We start from the raw sequence: 18,688 nt of genomic DNA on the forward strand, positions 1-18,688 counted from the left end.
TGGCCGCGCTGAAGTCAAGCGAAGACCTTGTCCAGCGTAATCGGCAAATCGCGAATACGCTTTCCCGTCGCGTGCCAGACCGCATTCGCAATCGCCGCAGCGACACCAACCACGCCAATTTCTCCCACGCCCTTCACGCCTAGCGGGTTGACGACGTCGTCGGGCTCTTCGACAAACAGGACGTCGATATGGTCAATATCGGCGTTTACCGGAAAGTGGTACTCGGACAGATTGTGATTCATCACGCGGCCCAGGTCATGATCGAACTGCGCGTCTTCTTGCAATGCCATGCCGATGCCCCATACCACCCCGCCGGCAATCTGGCTGGCCGCAGTTTTCGGATTCACAATCCGGCCGGCCGCGACCGCGCTGACCACGCGCGTGACGCGCACCGTGCCCAGCGCTTCGTCGACGCGCACTTCCGCGAACACGGCCGAATGCGTGCCCATGGAATACTGCTGTTGCCTGTCTTCAGGACTGACTGTTGCCTGTTCGTCGAGCCGCTCGACGCCGGCACGAGTCAGCAACTCGTCGATCGTTATCGCGTCACGCCTGTCGGCGCCGCAAACCAGTTGCGCGCCTTCGCGCCGGATCTCGCCCTCCGCGCGAGCCGCATTGGCAAACGTTTCGCCGCCGTATTCGCGCGCCAGCGCGGCGAGGCGCTCGCGCAGTCGCGAACACGCCGCGTGCACCGCGCTGCCCACCGACGACACCGTAAACGAGCCGCCTTCGATCGGTGCTTCCGACAGCGTGGAGTCGCCGAGTTCGAAGCGAACGCTATCGATATCGACGCCGAGCGCATCCGCCGCGATCTGGGTCATCGCGGTGTAGGTGCCGGTGCCGATGTCGGCAGTCGAACTGGACACGACGACGAGGCCGTCGCGGGTCAGCACCGCACGCGCCGCGGCCGGCCTTTGCATTGCCTCCCACGCGCCGGTCGCCATGCCCCAGCCGATGAGTTCCGCGCCATCGCGCATGGCACGGGGCTGCAAGGGACGGCCAGCCCAGCCGAAGCGTGCCGCGCCTTGCCGGTAGCATTCGCGCAGCGCTTTGCTCGAAAACGGCAAGTCCCTGTTCGCGTCGCGCTCGGCATAATTGATCAGACGCAACGCCAAAGGGTCTATTTGCAACTTCTGTGCGAGTTCGTCCATGGCCGACTCGAGCGGAAACAGTCCCTGCGTCGCGCCCGGCGCCCGCATGTCGCCTGGCGTACAGACGTTCAGTCTCGCGACCTTGTAGCCAAGCCGCACGTTATCGCACGCATACAATTGCCCCGCCCAGTTCACGATCACGTCACAGTGATCCTCGAATTGCGAGGTCTCGGACACGGCCTCGTGTATCACTGCCGCCAACTTTCCGTCCGCCGACGCAGCGAGCGCGACGCGCTGGATCGACTGCGGCCGGTGCACGAAGTTGAACATCTGTTGCCGCGTCAGCGCGACCCGCACCGGTCGCTTCAGGTCGAGCGCAGCCATCACCGCCAGCGGCAGATGATATTGCGGCCGCAGGCCGGAGCCGAAAGCGCCGCCGACGAAAGGCGAGATTACCCGCACGTCGTCAGCCGCGAGGCCGAATACGTTCATCAGGTACTGCTGGGTATTCTGCACACCCTGGGTCTTCTCGTAGGCGGTGAGTCGCCCCTGTGCATCCGGCACGACGGTGCAGCCATGCATTTCCATCGGACTGTGATACTCGATCGGCGTCGTGTAGAACGCGTCGGTGCGCACGTCCGCCTTGACGAACGCGGTGGCGGCATCTCCGCGAGGCGCGGGCGGCGGCTCGAAGCCGCCCTTTTCCTGCGACGGCGGATAAGCGTGCGCAATCACCTCGGCGAACTCCGTGCAATGCGGCGTATGTTCATAGCGGATACGCACGAGCGAAGCAGCGTGGCGCGCGAGTTCGAGCGACTCCGCGACAACGAGCGCGACGGGTTGCCCGCTATACCAGATCCTGTCGTCCCAAAGCGGCCGGAACGGCATGCCGCCGGGCGCAATCTGGTCCTTGTAGCGGGCATCATGCAGCGGCAGTTCCGGCCGGTTCTCGTGCGTCAGGACGAGCAGCACGCCCGGCGTCTCGAGCGCCGCCGACGCGTCGATTGCAATGATGCGGCCGCTTGCGATCGTGCTCGACACGACGAAGCCATACACCAGGCCGTCGGCCGTGAAATCCGCTGCGTAACGCGCGGCGCCGGTCACCTTCAGTTTGCCGTCCACCCGGTTGACGGGCGTCCCGGTTGCCAGGGGCGGCGGATACCCGATATGCAAAGCCTCTTCTCGTGCCATCACGCCTTCTCCGTGAAACACTGTTGCGTTGCCATTTCGAATGCCCGGACGACGGCCCGCGTGGTGAGTTCGATCTTGAATGCGTTACCGCGCCGGCCGCGCGCTTCGCGCACCAACATGTCGGCGAAACCGCGTATTGCATCGGACGTAAGCTGCCTTCCGCGCAACCACGCTTCCGCTTCAACGTCGCGCCACGGTTTATGCGCGACGCCGCCGAGCGCGCAGCTCACTTCCTGAATCGTCCCGCCTTCAAGCTGGAGGCCTAGCGCAACGGACACCAGAGCGAAGGCATACGACGCGCGGTCGCGAATCTTCAGGTACGCGTGATATTCAGCGAACCCTGCGGGCGGCAACTCTATCGCGGTGACGATTTCGTCATCGTGGAGGTTCGTATCGATCTGCGGCGTGTCGCCGGCCAGCCGGTGAAAATTGGAGAACGGCAGCACCCGCGGCCCATCCTTGCCCGCGATATGAACGATCGCGTTCAGCGCCGCAAGCGCGACACACATATCGGACGGGTGCACGGCGATGCATTGGTCGCCCGTACCGAGAATCGCGTGGATCCGGTTGACACCTTCGAGTGCGGGACAACCGGTCCCGGGCTCGCGCTTGTTGCACGGCGTGCCCGTGTCATAGAAGTAATGGCAGCGGGTGCGTTGCAGCAGATTGCCGCCGACGGTCGCTACATTGCGGATCTGCGCCGAAGCACCCGCGAGAATCGCTTTTGCGAGCAGCGGATAACGTCGCGTGACGACATCGTCGTAGGCGACCGTGCTGTTCGTCACCAGTGCGCCGATCCGGATACCGCCGGCCGGCGTCGCGTCGATGTCTTTCAGCGGCAGCCGGGTGATATCGACGAGCAACGTGGGGCGCGCGACATTTTCCTTGATCAGATCCACCAGATTCGTCCCCCCGGCGACGAACGCCGCGGCGGCCGTACTCCGATGCAGGTCGATCGCCTGTTCAACGCCGGTTGCGCGAGCATACGAAAAGCGGTTCATTCTGCAGCTCCGGTGTCACGCCGCCCAGGTGCGCGTCCGTCCGCGCGCTCCGTGCTGCCGATACCCGCGACCTGCCCGATCGCGGTCACGATATTGACGTACGCGCCGCAGCGGCACAGGTTGCCGCTCATCAGTTCGCGTATGTCGTCGCGCGTGCCGACGTGTCCTTCCGCCAGCATTGCTACGGCCGAGCAGATCTGGCCGGGCGTGCAGTAACCGCACTGGAAAGCGTCGTGGTCAATGAAAGCCTGCTGCATCGGATGCAACGAGTCACCGTCCGCCAGCCCTTCAATCGTCGTGATGGATGCGCCGTCATACACGGCGGCAAGCGCGAGGCAGGTGTTGATCCGCTGTCCGCCGACCAGCGCCGTGCACGCGCCGCACTGGCCGTGGTCGCAACCCTTGCGCGTGCCGGTCAACCGGCAATGCTCGCGCAGCAGGTCGAGCAAGGTGGTCCAGGGTTCGATTTCGAACGCGTACTGCGCACGATTGATCTCGAAGGTCACGGCCACGCGCTGCACGTCCGAGCCAGCAACGTCCAACGTGGACGGGTCGTCTCGCGTGTTCAGCGTATTCATTTAGCGTTCCTTTATTTGTCGCGGGTTGACCGGATGCGGGATTGCCGCGCATCACGCGTGCCCGCCTGCGACCGTTCCCGGAACCCCTGCCGGCCGCGATACTTCGAGCCGACGATCAGCGCCGCGATGGCAAGCAGGAACAGCACCGTACTGAGAATCGCGACGGCCAGGCACCGGGCCTGTTGCCGCGAGCTGGCTCTATGCGCTTTACGCCGCGCTGCGGGAAATCGACGGTGGGAACCAACCGGCGGATGAAATTCGACATCAACCGTACGCCGGGCATCAAGAATGCATGCGCCATCTGGAGCGCGTGAAGAAGCGTACATATGCCGTGACTGGATTCTGCGACTGATGGAATATCTACATGCCTCGCGGCAAGCTTTGCAAACAGGGCGCGTCGCAGGCAACAGTACACAGAGGCAATCGGGGCGCAACTGACGCGTTTCGTCTGACAGGTCGGCAAATGAGGAACAACGCCAAAGGAAAGCCGCATGCGCCTATCGATTCTGATCAATTGTTCCGATCCGACCGTCAGCCACGACTACGCCGTGTTGTGGCTCGATATCGTCGAGCAAGCGTGGTCTCGGCAGCTTTGCAACGGAATCGAACTCCCTCCGTTCGGCGAGATACACAGCACGGGCGGTCTCACCCTACTCTGTCCACCCGGATCGGAGATACCGCTGTGCACGCTGCGCGGTCTGCGTATGGACCGCCATCAGCGCACCTCCATTGCCGAGGGCGCAGCGACGTGGCAATCGGCCACCCGGCGTATGCCGGTGGAAGGTTGCTGGCACCTGCGGGCGGTGGACCGACAGCTGCCGGGGGCGAGCGTATCGACCGCAGCGCCGCCGGAGCGGCTGTCCGGCAGCGAACGGCCGAATGCCCGGCCCCCTCGATGAGCGCCTGCGGCATCAGCGCTGCAAAGCACGCGGCGGAGCGCCGCTTCCCGGACTGTCACTCCCGCGCACCCCGTGCACAAATCGCCGGTCTACGCGATGCGGAGATAGCATCGACCATGCCGATGGCCGGCAGCGCCTACACCTATGCCGCCGGCAGCACGGTGCCCTACTTCCTGCCGGGAATCTCCCGCCCGCGTAGCGAACAACCCGTTGTCTCCGTAACGAAGATCAGGGCGAATGCGCCAATCGCACAAGCGCCCATCATGTAATACGCCGGCACCAGCGCATTGCCCGTATGCGCGATGAGCCATTCATTCACCATCGGTGCCGTACCACCGAAGATGGATGTCGAGATGTTGTAGGCAATAGCCATCCCGGCATAGCGCACCTGTGTGGGAAACATCGCCGGGAACATGGCCGAGATGCTGGCCAGTTGCGGGACGTACAGCAAGCCCAGCACGGAGAAACCCGCGAGCGCCCCGGCCAGACCATGTGTCATCAGGAGGAACATCGGAATGGCCGCGACAAAGAGTCCAACCAGCGAAAACCACCAGACGTTCTTGCGGCCGACCCGATCCGAGAACGTCCCGGCAAAAGGCAGAAAGACCATCATCGCCAACATGCCAATTAGCGGAACAAGCAACGACATGTTATCGCTCATGCCCAATTGCTTGTGCATGAAGGTCGGCATATAAGCCAGCAATACATAATTGACGACGTTTAAGGCCACCACCAGGCCGCCCAGCAACAGCAGCGGTTTCCAGTATCCGCTCAGCAAGGCTTTCAGCGGCACACAGGTATGCTGTTCCTTGTGAATCGACTGTTCCAGTTCGAGGAACACAGGCGTGTCCTCCAGTTTGGAGCGCAAATAAAAACCGATCAGACCAAGCGGCGCCGCGATTAGAAACGGCAGACGCCATCCCCATGCATGCATGTTTGCGTTCCCCAGTGCGACGGAACAACCAAGCATCAGGAAGGCGCCGAGCGAGAAACCTGCAAGGGTGGCGAATTCGAGGAAACTGCCGCAAAAGCCACGCTTCTTGTCGGGCGCATATTCGGCCATGAACGTTGCCGCGCCACCGTACTCCCCTCCAGTCGAAAAACCCTGGATCATTCGCAGGACGACCAGCAGCGCCGGAGCCCACCACCCGATGCGGGCGTAAGACGGCACGAGCCCGACAAGCAGCGTCGCCACCGACATCACGATGATCGTCAGCGCCAGCACGTGTTTGCGACCCAGGCGGTCGCCGAGCGGCCCCCAGAACAGTCCGCCAAGCGGGCGAACCAGAAACGAAATGGCGAAAGTGGCAAGTGCGAACAAGGTGGCCTGCGCCGTGCTCCCTGGGAAGAGTGCGGCCGATATGTAGCTCAGGCCATACGCATAAATTCCATAGTCGAACCATTCCGTGGCATTGCCCAACGCCGATGCGGCAATGGCGCGCCGTAATAGACCCGTTGAATGGTGTTGCAGGGTGTCGCCATTCCATGGCTGTACGTAACTCATTGTCTTCCTCCTGAATCTCGATCGATGAGGCACACTCGGCGCCGCATTGAATCCACAATACCTGCGGTGCACAGGGATGCACGATGTCCTGGGACAATGATTCCGCCGGGGTTTTCCATGACCTCCGTCCCGGCATGATGCGCTTCACTCGAAGTGCAGGCAGTGGCAGCGTCACCGGGCGCCCGCTCGCCGGTCAGGTTTTGTCCGGGCGCGTTTTTACGCCGACCAAACCAGCATACAAAGCCATATTCGGGATCCGATTGCTCTAGAACAATTCTTTTCCCCGGAGAAAACCGGTCGGCAACGAAGATTGAACTAGCACATTTAAAGCCGTTTTCCACGGCATTAGACTGCGGCCAGACATGCCTGCAGGTAGCACATTGCATGCATGAGTCGCCACCTTGCGCAACGACGTCACGCTCGGAGAGAGGGAAAAATGTCAGATACAACGCAACAGAAATCGCGAACTACGGCGCACGTCGTACGCCTGCCGTTCGAACGTGCCGAATACGCCGCCCGCATCGGCAAAACGCGCAAAGCGATGCAGGCAGCAGGGATCGAATTGCTGATCGTGTCCGATCCGACCAACATGGCGTGGCTCACCGGCTATGACGGCTGGTCGTTCTATGTGCATCAGTGCGTGCTACTCGCGCTGGACGGCGAACCGGTCTGGTTCGGCCGTGGCCAGGACGCGAACGGTGCAAAGCGCACCGTGTTCATGGAACACGACCAGATCGTCGGGTATCCAGATCATTACGTGCAATCCGCCGCGCGGCATCCAATGGATTACCTCGCCCGTGAGGTGATCGAAGCGCGCGGCTGGGGTGCGTTGAAGATCGGCGTCGAAATGGATAACTACTATTTCAGCGCCGCGGCCTACCGTTCACTCGTCGTTCATCTTCCGAAGGCGAAATGGCAGGACGCGACCAGCCTCGTTAACTGGCAGCGCGCCGTCAAATCGCCGCGTGAGATCGAATACATGCGCGTGGCTGCACGCATCGTCGAGAAGATGCATGCGCATATCGTCGAGCGGATCGAACCCGGCATGCGCAAGAACGAGCTGGTCGCCGAGATCTATTCGGCAGGAATTACCGGTGTGGAGGGGCACGGCGGAGACTACCCGGCGATCGTGCCGCTATTGCCGACTGGTGCCGATGCCGCCGCCCCGCATCTGACTTGGGACGACACGCCCTTCGCCAGGGATGCCGGCACGTTCTTCGAAATCGCCGGCTGCTTCAGGCGCTATCACTGCCCGCAGTCGCGCACCGTGTACCTTGGCACACCGCCGAAGCATTTCATCGCTGGAGAGCGCGCGGTGGTGGAAGGTATTGAGGCCGGTCTGGCCGCGGCCAAACCCGGCAATACATGTGAAGACATCGCCAACGCGTTCTTCGCGATGCTGCACAAATACGGGATCGAAAAAAACAGCCGCTGCGGCTATCCGATCGGCGCGAGCTATCCGCCGGACTGGGGTGAACGCACGATGAGCCTGCGCCCAGGGGACAAGACGGTTCTTGAACCGGGCATGACGTTCCACTTCATGCCCGGCCTGTGGCTCGACGACTGGGGACTCGAAATCACGGAAAGCATCCTGATTACCGAATCCGGCGTCGAAACGTTCTGCAACACGCCGCGCAAGCTGTTCATCAAACCGTAAGCCCGTTACCTGTGCCGCCGCATCCGCGTCGCGCCGCGGCACGCAAACCGGCGCGCCGATTCGTTACGCGCGTCGACCGCCTGCCGTCCGGCGGCGACCTGGTTTTTTTGGTTGTGGTATCGCCAAGCCAGCGTTTTTCTGGAATTCGCCGCGGCGTATGGAGATTTTCCGGCGACATCGCCGTGCGCTTCAACTGCCGTCGCCGATCGTTTGTTCCGCCCAGTCCGGCAAACCTTCCGCGCTGCTCTTCACCACCTTCGTGACAACGTAGGTAAAGTATCTTTCGATGCCCAGTCCGTCGGTCAGTAGCGAATCGATAAACCGCTGATAGTGATCGATGTCGCGCGACATCACGTGCATCACATAGTCGACGCCGCCCCCCGTCGCGTCGCATTGCACGACCTCCGGTGCGGTGGCGATCCGCTCCTCGAAGTGCCGCATGTCATGCGCGGTATGGCGCGCCAGCGTGACCTCGACCACCACGCGGCTGCCCTTGAAAGCACGCACCCAGTCGATATCGGCGCGATAACCGCGGATCACACCGCCCTCTTCCAGACGCTTGACGCGCTCCCACGCCGGCGAGATCGACAAATTGATCTCCTCGGCGAGACGCGATTTGGTGATGCGTCCGTCGCACGCGAGGATACGCAAAATCGCCAGATCGTAACGGTCGAGTTTCATCGTGCGCTCAGACTGCCACCGGTATGCCGCGCTCGACGACATCGGCCACCACCGCCACCGTATCGCCGACCCGCACGAGGCCCGGAAAATGCCGGGCCGCGAGCAGACCGCCGCGGCGCGTGCGATATTCGACGGGTGCGACGCCGGTGCGCGAAGCATCGTAAATCCGCGCAATCACTTCGCCGCTTTCAACCGTCTCGCCAAGGTCCTTGCACAACTCCAGCAGACCGTCGTGTTCGCTTGTCGTGAAGCAGGTGCCGTCGGGCATGTCGAGCAGCGTCGTGGTGCGCGGGGTTGGATACCCAGCCTTGCGCCCGGTTTCGTCCGGCACGAGGATGCCAGCCTGCTGCAGGAAACCGCGCACGCCGCGCTCCGCCACTGCTACGCTTTGCACCGTCGCCGTGCCGCCGCCGCCGAGCTCGGTCGACACGAACACCTTGCCCGCTTCTTCAACCGCTGTGTCGTACAGGCCGACGCTATCGAGTTCGAGCATCCGCATCGAATACGGCGCGCCGAATGCGCGCATCGCCGCTTCGCACCGGGCCTGCTGATTGGCATCCGGAAGCAGGTGAATCGCGGCGAACGGCACGAAGTCGAGCGTGCGGCCGCCGGCGTGCAGATCCAGCACGTAATCGGCTAGCGGCAGCAGATAGCGCTGAAAATAATCGGCGATCTTCTCGGTGACCGTGCCGTCCGGCTTGCCGGGGAAGCTGCGATTCAGATTGCCACGATCGATCGGCGACGTGCGTGTGCCCGCACGGAACGCGGGCAAATTCATGAACGGCACGATGATCGCGCGCCCTTTCACGTCTTTGGCTTTCAAGGTTGCGGCCAGCTTCGACAATGCGATCGGGCCTTCGTATTCGTCGCCGTGATTGCCGCCGGTGAGGAGCGCCGTCGGACCCTCGCCGTTGCGAATCACCGTGATCGGAATCATCTCCGCGCCCCACGCGGACATGTCGTGTGAATGTGGCAGCCTCAGAAAGCCGTGTTGTTCGCCGTCGGCATTGAAATCGACCGTCGGCTGAATGGGTGATGCCCGCATAGGTACTACTCCCTCATGAACAGCTTGTGCGGCGTGTTCCAAAACGTTTCGATGCCGGGACAGTACGCGCGTACCCCGTTCCAGTTGTGTTGTTTCACATAGCCCTGCACAAAAGGGTTTCATTCCGATGCTGTCGCGCCTGCGTTGTCACGCTGATTGCGGCCGCATCGTTTTCAATGCAGTCCAGTCTAATATTCTAAAAAACGATTCTCATTGTCCTAGTTCATTTCACGCGCCCCGCTTGAAATCACAGCGACCTCACGTAAAAACATCATGTGAAATCGTGCACCTGCGGGTACTGCTCGAACACGTCGCGCATGGTTTCCAGCGCGCTCTTATAGGCCTCTTCACCGACCTCGGCGCCGACGCAGACGCGCACCGCATTCGGCCTGTCCGCGTCACGCACCATGAACGGATCCGGCGAAGTCACGGCAATATTGCGGTTGCGCAGTTCCCTCACCACGCGGTCCGTACGCCAATGATCGGGCACGCGCAACCAGGCAGACAGCGCCTGCGGATGCGCGCCGAGCACATAGTCGCCCAGCGTTTGCCGCAACTGTGCCTGACGCCGCCCCAAACATTCACGCTGTATTTCCACGAGCCGTTCGGCCGTCCCATCGACGATCCAGCGGGTCGCCACCTCGGCCATCGGTGGGGTCGCCATCCAGCTGCTCACGCGCAGCACGCTTTCGGCACGTAGTGCAAGCCGCCGCGGGGTAGCGAGATAGCCGATCCGCAAACCGGCCATCACCGACTTCGTCAGGCTCGTGCAGTAGAAAGACAGATCGGGAATCAGACTCGAAATCGGCGTGCCGGCCTTTGCGGGCAAAGGACCGTAGACGTCGTCCTCGATCACGTAAACACCGTAGCGTTCGGCGATTTTAGCAATCGCGCGGCGCCGCGAGTCGGGCATCAGCGCGACCGTGGGGTTGTTCAGAGTAGGCGTGCAGACAAGCGCCGTGATGCGCTCGCTATCGCACATCTCCTCGAAGTGCTCAGGGTGAATGCCGTATTCGTCGATTTCGAGACCCTTCAGGGTAAAGCCGAGCACATTGGCCGAGCCGATCACTCCATGATCCGTGAGGCTTTCGCACAGCACCGTATCGCCTGGCCCCACCAGCGAAGCCAGCGCCAGAAAGATGCCATGCGCGGCGCCATTCGTGACCAGCAGCGTATCAGCCGAAGCCGGCATGCCCAATGACGCCAGCCACGCAATCCCCGCTTGCCGATGATGCTCGAAACCCGCAATGGGTCGGAATGCGCGAATCCATGGCTGGTCGTCGAGCGTCGAGAGAGTCGCGCACACCTTGCGCCACATGGCGTCGTGCTCCGCCGTATGGATGATGCGTGCGATCGAAAAATCGACCACCGATCGCTCGGCCGTATCGAGCATATAGCTCGACATGGTTTCGGTGACGCGCGCCGCGACGAAACTGCCGCGCCCCACCTCGCAGCGGATCAGCCCTTGCCGCTCCAGCTCCTTATAGGCGTTGGTCACCGTCTGCACGCTGATCGCCAGTTCAGCGGCGACGTCGCGCTGCGGCGGCAGCCGCGTGCCCGCCGGCAGCGACGCGCTTTCGATGTCGCCCGCGATCGCCTTGACCAGCCGTTTATATTTCGATTCCACGCCGTGCACCGCGCGCACAGCTTCCCGCCACTGCTCGATCACTGCTGCCCTCCGCTGTGTTCAGGTCACGCATTTGCGTTTTGCCTCAATAGTGCGGCCAAACAGTGCATGAAAATTATTGTCCTAGTGCATTAGCGGAAAAAAATAGGGCGGCATATGTCGTACCAAATCTGCAATGGTCATCGCGCAGCGGAATTGGTTATGTGCTCTTCCCGCCCCCATCTATCCCTGCGCCTCGGCGCCACACTTCTTTTCCCTTTTCGGATAGCTGGCCACTGCTATGCGTGGCATCGGGCTCCGTCCCTTCAACAGCCATCGAACCGCCCGATTGTTCTTGCGCTTTTTGCTTCTTGTGCTTTCGTGCGGCAACCCGTTCATCTTGAGATCGCCCTGCATAGATCTTCATTTCGCTCTCCGTAAGTTGCAGTAAATTTCACTCCGATTCGTATCGCGCGCATAACTTGTGCCTACACGCACCGCGGCGCATCGAATTTCGTTGCGGCCGACCCTTGCCGCGATTGCGCAACCGAAGGAACGCCCGTTGCTACGACACCCATGCACCCAACCTGTTCAGGAGGAAGATCATGCCGATCCAGACACAGACGCAAGGCGACCCGCGTCAGAACCAAGGCGCACGCATTGTCGGCGAAAGCCGCACAAACGCGGATGGCCCCGGCCCGGACATAATGGCGGCGGGCACCCTCGACGGCGACAAGGTGCTCAGCAGCGACGGCAAGGACGTCGGCAAGATCAAGGACATCATGCTCGACGTCCGCTCCGGCCGGATCGCGTATGCCGTGTTGTCGAGCGGCGGCTTTCTCCGCATCGGCGATAAACTGTTGGCCATTCCGTGGCGCGCGCTGACGCTCGATACGCAACAAAAATGCTTCGTGCTGGCGATGACAGCCGAACGCGTGAAAAACGCGCCCGGTTTTGATAAGGATCACTGGCCTTCAATGGCGGATCAGACGTGGGCTACCTCCGTGCACCAGTATTACGGCAGCGAGCCGTACTGGGGACGCGAGACGTTCGAGAGGCGCGACGATCTGGATGTCGGCGAGATTCCGGCTGGCTCATCGGATGCACCGGAGGCCGGTGGCGTGAAGCTGTAAGCCGGTGTACCAACAACGTCCACGGGAATCCGCTGTTAATTCGATGGTCGCTGTGTAGCTCGCATAAAAACAAAAACCCCGCAGAGCCTGGACTCTGCGGGGTTTCGCCACCATCACTGGCGCAGACGGAGGGGCACAAGCGCTGCCCGGAAACCCTTGCTGGGTTTGACTCCCAACTGTGGTGCCGAAGGTCACCCCTACGCCCACCCCGTACCGACTCTCGAAGGCAAGCCTCACGGCTGCATCAGTTCGTAGGCGCGGAGTGCCGCAATCTCCGTCACGCCGCCATCGACCGGCAGGCATACGCCGGTAATGAAACGCGCTTCGTCGCTCGCGAGAAACAACGCAGCCGATGCAACGTCCCATGCGTCGCCTTCGATGGCGAGCGGTGCGACCTTTCTGCGCCGCTCTTTAGCCTCCTCGTCCAGCATGCTCTCGACCATCGGCGTGAAGATATGCCCCGGCGCAATGGCGTTGGCGCGCATTCCGTCGCGACCGTACACCACAGCCAGTTCACGCGTGAGTGCGATCATGCCCGCCTTTGACGGCCCGTAAGCCGCCGTCCCGTGACTCCGGATACCGGCGGTCGAGCTGACATTGACCACCGCGCCACCCCCGCCCGCAACCAGCTGCGGTGCCGCGCTGCGGCACATCAGAAACGCGCTCTTCAGATTCACGTCGACTATGCGATCCCACGAGGCTTCGTCAAGCGTCTCGAAGCGGCCGCCCGGGCCTGCCACGCCGACATTATTGACCAGCACATGTAGCGCGCCATAACGCTCGACCGTGGCGGCTACGACACGCGCACATGCATCGTTATCGGTGACATCGGCAGCGCAGACAAACGCCTTGCCGCCCGCCTCGATGATCGTCGCGAGCGTCCCGGCTGCCCGCTCCTCGTTCTGGTCGACGAGGCAAACCGATGCGCCTTCACGTGCAAAAACGCGGGCGATGGCCTTACCTGTGCCAACGCCATCGCCTTGCGAACCCGCACCGGTCACGATCGCGACCTTGCCCGCAAGACGCTGGTGGAATGTCTTTGGATACGGCATGGATTTGCCCGATATAAAGTTGCCCGGCGAACAATTAGTGGGGAGGCCGCAAGACCGTTACGCAGCCGTCACGCGACGCCAGAATCACCTCGTCACCCACGTGAAAGTGCAGCGGGATTTCGTCAAGCGGGACCTTCCTGCCATCGATCCCACGGCAATAGGTGCTTTCATCGAGCGTGAACGCTCCGCTGCGGCCATCCTCGCCCTGCACCGCCACCTCGTGCTGCGTGATCGCGGTGATCTCGCCGATAATCGGCGTGTCGCCGGATGCGCCCATCACACGGATGTCCATCGACAGCCGGAAGCGGTCCGAGTAATTCGCCACCCCGGTATGCGGGGTGTTCAAATGCATGATGAGTACATCCCCAGGGCGATACGTCGTGCGACGCCACGCATGCGCGGGCACTGCGTTATCGGGAACCGGAAACAGCGGCGGCTGCGAGAGATCGTGCAGATAAGGCCCCTTGTGCAGCCCTTCGGCAAGGACCAGCCCGCCCACGTCAGCGTCTATTTCCACGAGCGGAATCCAGCAGATGGCGAACGGTATTCCCGCGTTATAGAAACCGTCCTGATGGACGTAATCGAAGCGGGAGCGGGAGCGGTCTTGAACCGGCGGCGTCGCGCGGTACTCGACTGTCGGAATCCAGAACGGCTCGTCCGCAAGCAGCCGGGTGAAGAAACGAACGACGGCCGGCTCGGCAACGAATGGCTTCCACGTCTTGCGTGCAGCGAGGGGTTCCATACGGAACGGGAAGTCATCGAGATTCTTGCCGCTGTAGCGGGCAGCTGGATCGCCCGGGGCAATCATGCCAAGTTGCGCAAGCTCATCGAGAAATACACCGCGCAATCGCCCAACCGCGTCCGTATCCAGCACATTGCGGAAGAACCAATAGCCATCGCGGTCCCAAGCTGCCTGGAGCGCAGCGCGATCGTCAAGAATATCGTTCGATACGTGCAATTCCTGCATGGCCGGCAACGCGCCAGCTTCCAGCACGGTACTCATTTCGTCTCCTTGTTGTGCGCCGTGTTTGTTCACACGGTCGACGCCCTGTCTGACGGGCCTTCATACCAGTTTAGTCTCCAGCATGACATAATGCAACGAACAGTTGCATTAAATGGAAAGCACAGCTCGCACAAAATCAGTCGTCACAGCATGGGGAAAACCAGACGATGAAAGGCGTTGTGTTTTTTGAATGACGTGCATATAGTTGCCTTAAATCGAAGATACTTTTTTGGCAGGAATCCAGTGGATCATCCGTCGGAACTTCAATTTGAGGATCGCCCCCTGGAGGTCGAAACCGCCTGCGTGGACGCTACCCTTCCGCTGATTGTCGAAACGCGTGCCCGGCAACTGCGTGGCTTCACGGGTGACGAAGTGAACACGCTCAAGCAGTTCATGGATCGCATGATCGATAACCTGAGCTGACGACGACCGACCCGACGCCGTATTTCGCGCCGTCGTCGCGGTGCTGGAACCGCACCTGATCGAATCTAACAGGAGTGCCAAATGGCTCACGTCGAAACCCCCATACGGGAAACCGGGTCATCACGTCAAAGCGACGCCACCGCGCCGCTGCCCGTGCCGCACGTCTATCGCGGGCGCACCGTTTCAGGCGATGCAGTGGCGCACGTGTCGCGCGATCTTGGCAAAGGCTTCTGCACGCCCGCGGTAGAACTCGACGATCTCGTCTGGCCGCGCACGCAGCCGGGCCCGGCGTTCGATCTGCCGATTGCACAGGTCATCGATTTCCTTGTCGAACTCGGTCCGCGGCTGCATCTGGACGTCAATCCGCTGATGCAGCACGCGCTCAAATCGATGATCGAAGTGAGCCCGCTCGGCCACCGGATTCTGGAAAACTGCTACCGCGATATTCCGAACCTGTTCGCGCGCGGCGTGATCGAAGATGAGTTGTGCGTCAGCTTCGGCGATGCCAGCGTGATCGATGGCTGGGTGCCGCGCACATTGCGCGGCCGGCCTAGCCGTCTGCGCGCGTTTCCGCCCCGCCTCGTTCACATCCTTGCGGGCAATTCGCCCATGGTGGCCGCGATGACGGTGATGCGCGCCGCATTAACCAAAGGGGTGCATCTGCTGAAGCTGCCGTCCAACGACCTGTTTACCGCGACCGCCATCCTGCGCACGATGGCCGCAATCGACCCGGCGCATCCGCTGACACAGTCGTTTTCGGCAGCCTACTGGCGCGGCGGAGACGAAAACGTCGAGTCGATCCTGTATCGCCCGCAATACTTCGACAAGCTCGTCGTGTGGGGTGGCGAAAGCGCCGTGCGCCATGCCATGCGTTATGCCGGCCCCGGCCTCGAACTGGTCGCTTTCGATCCCAAGGTATCCATCTCGCTGATCGGCCGGGAAGCGTTCGCCTCCGACGAACTGCTGCAACAGGTCGCACGTGCCGGCGCGGCCGACGTGCAATCGTTCAATCAGGACGCTTGCAATGCGAGCCGCTATCAGTTTGTCGAAGGCAACGAGGACGACGCCGACCGCTATTGTGAATACCTGGCTGCAGCGCTCGGCAAAGACTTCCGCTATGGCGACGGCCAAGGCCCTGTGGTACCAAACGACATTCGCGAGGCAGTCGACGTATTCCGCGAAATGGAGCCCCTCTATCGCGTGTTCGGGGGCTACGACGGCAAGGGGCTCGTGGTCCGCTCGGACGAGCGGGTCGACTTCCACCCCATCTGCAAGACCGTCAACGTGATACCCGTGCAGAGCCTAAGTGATGCGACCCGCTTTGCAACCGTGGCGACACAGACCGTCGGCATCTACCCGCCGCACCGCGTCGCGGAAGTGCGCGATGCGCTGGCATGTGCCGGCGTGCAGCGCATGGTGACGCTCGGCGAGTCGATTTCGGACGGCGTCGGCGGCTATCCGCACGACGGCATGTTTCCCATCCACCGCTTCATGAAGTGGATATCCGAAGAAGCGGGCCAGCATGCCTGAGATTCCCTTTGCTGTCACTCGAGAGAGACCTTTGATGACTGCTATATCGACTTCCGCCGCGGTCTGGCTAATTACGGGCGTGTCGTCCGGCTTCGGCCGTTCCCTCGCCGAAGCGGTGCTCGCACGGGGCGACCGCGTGGTCGGCACCGTGCGCGACGCCGCGCAGATTTCAGCCTTCGAGCAGCTGTCGCCTGGCGGCTTTGCACACGGGGTATTGCTCGACGTCACCGACGCCGCGGCCGTACCCCATGCGATCGGGCAGGCGCTCTCCCGCGCGGGCAAGATTGACGTGCTCGTGAACAACGCGGGCTACGGTCTGTTCGGCGCGCTCGAAGAAGTGTCCGACGCCGAGGCCAGACAGGTTTTCGATACGAATTTCTTCGGCACCGTCAACACCATTCGGGCTGTGCTGCCGCACTTTCGCCAACGAGGCTGCGGGCATATCGTCAACCTGTCGTCGGTCGCAGGGTTGATCGGCATCGCGGGGTGCGGTTTTTATTGCGCGTCCAAGCACGCGGTCGAAGGACTCTCGGAATCCCTTGCGCAAGAACTCAAGCCGTTCGGCGTCCACGTCACGCTGGTTGAACCCGGTGGGTTTCGCACGAATTTCGCTGGCCGCTCGCTGCGATGGAGCGAAGCCGTTGAACCCGCCTACGCGGAAACCGTCGGCAGGGTGCGCCAGCAGATGACCCACTATCACGGCACGCAGTCCGGGGATCCGGCCAAGGCCGCAGCAGCGATCATCCAGGCGGTCCGTGCCGACGCGCCGCCCCTGAGGTTGCCTCTCGGGCCCGATGCCGTCAGCGTCCTGCGCAACAAACTTGCGTCCTTGCAGGAGAATCTCGACACGTGGGTCGAAGTCTCGAGTGCCACGGATTTCGATCAATAGCGCCAAAGCGCATACCGCCACGTCACGCTGGAGACACCATGTCGACGCTCAAGCTCTTTTACGACCTGCTCGAACAGGACGGCGATCCGTTTCGCCGTCATCCCGACAATTTGCGCGCGCTCCAACTGACGGCGATGCAGGAGCGTTTCGCTCAACGCCGTGAACAGATCAAGCTGTTGGGCCGTCGTGCCGCCGACACGGGCATCGACGAAATCCGCAACGAAGCCGACGTGGTGCCGCTGCTTTTCGCGCACCAGATTTACAAGAGCTACCCCGAGCAGTTCGTGGAAAACGGCCGCTGGAAGCATCTGAATACGTGGCTGCAAACGCTGACGAGCAGACCGGTGACCAACGTCGATGTCGACGGCGTCGACAACGTCGACGCATGGATGGATCGCCTGCGCGGCGCCGGGCACCACGTGTTCAGTTCGAGCGGCACCTCCGGCAAGTGCAGCTTCATCAACCAGACGCGCGCCGACCTTGACCACGTGACGGCGTCGTGCGTAAAACTCGGGGTGTATGGCAACAAGCTGATCAAACGGGATTTCGGCAAGCGACCGGTGTTTCTGATGATGCCGCCAGGCGGAGCCCATCGTCATGTCGGGCCAGTCCTGAGCGCCGCCACGCAGCTCGGCGGCGAAAGCACGCTGATGTTCGACGAGCCGGCGCTGGCTTCCGCGACGATCGCCATGGGCCGCATGCGTCGCGCGCTTGCGGACGGCAGCGCAAAGCCGAGTGAAATAGCCGCCTTCCAGCAGCAGGCAGTATCGCGTCAGCGGCACACGGGCGCGATGATCGACCGCTTTCTGGACAAACTACTCGCCCACCGTGACGTACCTGTACTCGTGCAAGGTAACTGGTCGCTGCACTGGACGCTGGTCGAACACGCACGCCGGCGCGGCGTCGCGGATCGCATCTGTCATCCCGAGACGGTCATCACCACAGGCGGTGGATTGAAAGGCAGCCAGGCACCCGCCGATTTCCGCGAGCAGATCATCGGCTTCTACGGCATCGAGTCCGCGAACGTCCAGAATAGCTATGGCATGTCGGAAATGATCGGTACCGGCCCGTGGTCGGACGTGGCGCACGGCTACGCGATCTGTCCGTGGATCGTGCCGTTCGTGCTGGACAAGGCAGGCGAAGAACTGCTGACCCCCGCCAGCGGGAAAAGCGTCGTCGAAGGCCGCTTCGCGTTCTTCGACCTGCTCGCCGAAGGGTACTGGGGCGGCTTCATCACCGGTGACAAGGTGACAATCGATTTCTCGCCCGAGGAGCCGACGGATGGTCTGAAGGGGCCGCTCGTCCGGCAGGTCGGCCGCTATGCGGATCTCGAGGAAGGCGAGGACAAATTGTCGTGCGCGGGTACGATGGAGTCTTATGTGCGCGGCATGATCGACGTCTGAAG

General features: G+C 62.0%; 17 protein-coding genes. 7 read left to right on the forward strand and 10 right to left on the reverse strand.

Annotation, left to right across the window (positions count from 1 at the left end):
* Window positions 1–14 precede the first annotated feature (14 nt).
* The 3 genes from SB772_RS02095 to SB772_RS02105 are packed head-to-tail and all read right to left on the reverse strand — an operon-like array spanning window position 15 to window position 3,861.
* Complete coding sequence (locus SB772_RS02095) at window positions 15–2,282, reverse strand: xanthine dehydrogenase family protein molybdopterin-binding subunit (protein ID WP_410831620.1); 2,268 nt, start codon at window positions 2,280–2,282, stop codon at window positions 15–17.
* Window positions 2,282–3,283, reverse strand: a complete 1,002-nt coding sequence (locus tag SB772_RS02100) for an FAD binding domain-containing protein (RefSeq protein WP_410831621.1) — start codon at window positions 3,281–3,283, stop codon at window positions 2,282–2,284. Before SB772_RS02100 ends, SB772_RS02095 begins: the two co-directional genes overlap by 1 nt.
* A complete protein-coding gene (locus SB772_RS02105) occupies window positions 3,280–3,861 on the reverse strand; it encodes a (2Fe-2S)-binding protein (protein ID WP_410831622.1) in 582 nt (193 codons plus the stop codon). Before SB772_RS02105 ends, SB772_RS02100 begins: the two co-directional genes overlap by 4 nt.
* Window positions 3,862–3,902: 41 nt before the next feature.
* Between SB772_RS02105 and SB772_RS02110 the strand changes: the two genes are divergently transcribed.
* Both SB772_RS02110 and SB772_RS02115 read left to right on the forward strand, forming a co-directional pair.
* The gene (locus SB772_RS02110; RefSeq protein ID WP_410831623.1) at window positions 3,903–4,175 is read left to right on the forward strand and encodes a hypothetical protein; all 273 of its coding nucleotides are present in this window, start codon (window positions 3,903–3,905) and stop codon (window positions 4,173–4,175) included.
* Window positions 4,176–4,352: 177 nt separating this feature from the next.
* Window positions 4,353–4,760, forward strand: coding sequence for a DUF3564 family protein (locus SB772_RS02115; protein ID WP_410831624.1), 408 nt, complete (start codon window positions 4,353–4,355; stop codon window positions 4,758–4,760).
* 166 nt (window positions 4,761–4,926) lie between these two features.
* Here the strand turns inward: SB772_RS02115 and SB772_RS02120 are convergent, their stop codons facing one another.
* Window positions 4,927–6,264 carry an MFS transporter gene (locus SB772_RS02120; RefSeq protein ID WP_410831625.1) on the reverse strand — a complete coding sequence of 446 codons (1,338 nt, stop codon included), beginning with the start codon at window positions 6,262–6,264 and terminating at the stop codon, window positions 4,927–4,929.
* Window positions 6,265–6,700: 436 nt separating this feature from the next.
* Between SB772_RS02120 and doeA the strand changes: the two genes are divergently transcribed.
* Window positions 6,701–7,921, forward strand: a complete 1,221-nt coding sequence (gene doeA, locus SB772_RS02125; protein ID WP_410831626.1) for an ectoine hydrolase DoeA — start codon at window positions 6,701–6,703, stop codon at window positions 7,919–7,921.
* A 189-nt stretch (window positions 7,922–8,110) separates the two neighbouring features.
* On the opposite strand, the gene SB772_RS02130 is transcribed toward doeA, so the two are convergent.
* The 4 genes from SB772_RS02130 to SB772_RS02145 form a co-directional block, all read right to left on the reverse strand.
* Window positions 8,111–8,602 carry an Lrp/AsnC family transcriptional regulator gene (locus SB772_RS02130; RefSeq protein ID WP_410831627.1) on the reverse strand — a complete coding sequence of 164 codons (492 nt, stop codon included), beginning with the start codon at window positions 8,600–8,602 and terminating at the stop codon, window positions 8,111–8,113.
* 7 nt (window positions 8,603–8,609) lie between these two features.
* Window positions 8,610–9,647, reverse strand: coding sequence for a N(2)-acetyl-L-2,4-diaminobutanoate deacetylase DoeB (doeB, locus tag SB772_RS02135; RefSeq protein WP_410831628.1), 1,038 nt, complete (start codon window positions 9,645–9,647; stop codon window positions 8,610–8,612).
* A gap of 271 nt (window positions 9,648–9,918) precedes the next feature.
* A complete protein-coding gene (locus SB772_RS02140; RefSeq protein WP_410831629.1) occupies window positions 9,919–11,316 on the reverse strand; it encodes a PLP-dependent aminotransferase family protein in 1,398 nt (465 codons plus the stop codon).
* A 157-nt stretch (window positions 11,317–11,473) separates the two neighbouring features.
* A complete protein-coding gene (locus SB772_RS02145; protein WP_410831630.1) occupies window positions 11,474–11,680 on the reverse strand; it encodes a hypothetical protein in 207 nt (68 codons plus the stop codon).
* Between the two features lie 178 nt (window positions 11,681–11,858).
* Between SB772_RS02145 and SB772_RS02150 the strand changes: the two genes are divergently transcribed.
* On the forward strand, window positions 11,859–12,386 hold the full coding sequence (locus SB772_RS02150) for a PRC-barrel domain-containing protein (RefSeq protein WP_410831631.1): 528 nt from the start codon (window positions 11,859–11,861) through the stop codon (window positions 12,384–12,386).
* 233 nt (window positions 12,387–12,619) lie between these two features.
* Here the strand turns inward: SB772_RS02150 and SB772_RS02155 are convergent, their stop codons facing one another.
* Together SB772_RS02155 and SB772_RS02160 are read right to left on the reverse strand one after the other, a co-directional pair.
* Complete coding sequence (locus tag SB772_RS02155; RefSeq protein WP_410831632.1) at window positions 12,620–13,438, reverse strand: SDR family NAD(P)-dependent oxidoreductase; 819 nt, start codon at window positions 13,436–13,438, stop codon at window positions 12,620–12,622.
* A 34-nt stretch (window positions 13,439–13,472) separates the two neighbouring features.
* The gene (locus tag SB772_RS02160) at window positions 13,473–14,441 is read right to left on the reverse strand and encodes a phytanoyl-CoA dioxygenase family protein (RefSeq protein WP_410831633.1); all 969 of its coding nucleotides are present in this window, start codon (window positions 14,439–14,441) and stop codon (window positions 13,473–13,475) included.
* Between the two features lie 504 nt (window positions 14,442–14,945).
* Here SB772_RS02160 and SB772_RS02165 point away from each other — a divergent pair.
* From SB772_RS02165 to SB772_RS02175, 3 genes are read left to right on the forward strand one after another with little or no spacing between them, the layout of a single operon-like run.
* Window positions 14,946–16,394 carry an acyl-CoA reductase gene (locus tag SB772_RS02165; RefSeq protein WP_410831634.1) on the forward strand — a complete coding sequence of 483 codons (1,449 nt, stop codon included), beginning with the start codon at window positions 14,946–14,948 and terminating at the stop codon, window positions 16,392–16,394.
* A 34-nt stretch (window positions 16,395–16,428) separates the two neighbouring features.
* Window positions 16,429–17,283 (forward strand): oxidoreductase, encoded by an 855-nt coding sequence (locus SB772_RS02170; protein WP_172161047.1) that lies wholly within the window; start codon window positions 16,429–16,431, stop codon window positions 17,281–17,283.
* Window positions 17,284–17,321: 38 nt separating this feature from the next.
* Window positions 17,322–18,686, forward strand: coding sequence for a hypothetical protein (locus SB772_RS02175; RefSeq protein WP_410831635.1), 1,365 nt, complete (start codon window positions 17,322–17,324; stop codon window positions 18,684–18,686).
* Window positions 18,687–18,688 lie beyond the last annotated feature (2 nt).

It is taken from the genome of Paraburkholderia sp. SIMBA_030 (assembly GCF_046535245.1).
Taxonomy (GTDB): domain Bacteria; phylum Pseudomonadota; class Gammaproteobacteria; order Burkholderiales; family Burkholderiaceae; genus Paraburkholderia.